Here is a 1,483-nt window from a genome sequence, read left to right on the forward strand (position 1 = left end):
CTGACCGTGCCGCGCGTCGAAGAAGAAGAGCGGCGCACCGCGGCCGAAGCGCGCCAGGTGGCCACAGCGATCGCCGAGCTGCTGGCTGGACAAGGCCTGCGTCCAGGCGACATCCAGGTGCTGGCACGCCGGCGCACCGTGCTGGCCCAGTTGTCCGATGCGCTGCGTGCCGTGCACATCCCCCATGTGCGGCCGGACGAGCTGCAGCTGGCCGACGAACCTGAAGCGCGCGATGTGATTGCGCTGCTCGACGCGCTGGCCTCACCTGGGCACGACCTGTCGCTGGCCCAGGCGCTGAAAAGCCCGATCTTCGATGCCAGCGATGCCGACCTGATGTGGCTGGCGAACCGGGCGCGAAGCGCCGGCAGCGGCGGCTGGTGGGCCGCGCTGCAGACCGCCGGCCCGCAGGCGCCGCCGGCCCTGGCACGTGCGGCGATGCTGATGGCACGCTGGGCCGAAGTGGCGCGGATCCTGCCGCCGCACGATCTGCTGGACCGCGTGCTGCACGAGGGGGACATCGCCGCGCGCATGCTGCGCTCGGCCCCGCCCGAGCGGCGCGACCATGCCCGCGCAGTGATCGACAGCCTGCTGGCCCAGACACTGGCGCTGGACGGCGGCCGCTACACCACGCCCTACCGCTTCGTGCGGGCGCTGAAGAGCGGCTGGCTGACCGGCAGCGTCGCGGCGGCGGACGACGCGGTGCGTCTGCTCACCGTGCACGGCGCCAAGGGGCTCGAATCCGAAGTCGTGTTCCTGATGGACACCGACCCCGAGGCGCGCAACCCCGAGAGCGGCAGCCTGCTGGTCGACTGGCCGGTCGAGTCGACCCACCCGACGGCGGTGGCCTTTGTCGGACGCTGGGCCCGCCTCGCACCGTCGCTGCGGCCGCTGCAGGCCAGGGAAGAGCTGGAGTCCGAGCGCGAAGAGCTGAATGGCCTGTACGTGGCGGTCACCCGTGCCCGCAAGCGCCTGGTCTTGTCCAGCATCGAGCCGCGCCGCAAGGCGTCCGACACGGCCTGGTGGGACCGGCTCATCGGGGAGGCCCAGTCCTGGATCCCCGCGGCACCGACTGCACCGACTGGCGCCCCGGCTGCCGATACCCCTGTCGAGGTGATCCGCTGGCCCGAGCCGGTGTGGGGCGCTCCGGTACCGCGCGCTGCACCAGCCCGGGTGCTGGCCGCGCCCGCCACCCGGGCCACCCTGATCGGCGAGGCCTTTCACCGCCTGCTGCAATGGGCGGCCGGCCCGAACGGCCCGCCGCTTGACGACTCCGACCGGCGAGCCGCTTGGCTAGACGCCGCCGTGCCCGCGGCAGCGGCTGAGTTCACGCTGGCAGACGACGAAGTCGCGCTGGCCCGCCGCGCTGCCGCGGCGGTGCTGGCCAGCCCGGCCTGTGCACCCTTGCTGCGCGGCCCGCGCATCGACTGGGCCGGTGACGAAGTGCCCGTTGCCGACGAAGGCGAAGCCCTGCGCATCGACCGAT

The 1,483-nt window shown here is 73.3% G+C and carries 1 protein-coding gene; it reads left to right on the forward strand.

What is annotated here, in order from left to right:
* Positions 1–1,483: 3'-5' exonuclease (locus tag AC1DYI_RS35360; RefSeq protein WP_477208765.1), on the forward strand; the 1,483-nt coding region annotated here is incomplete at both ends.

It is taken from the genome of Ideonella sp. P3_A4, assembly GCF_056403075.1.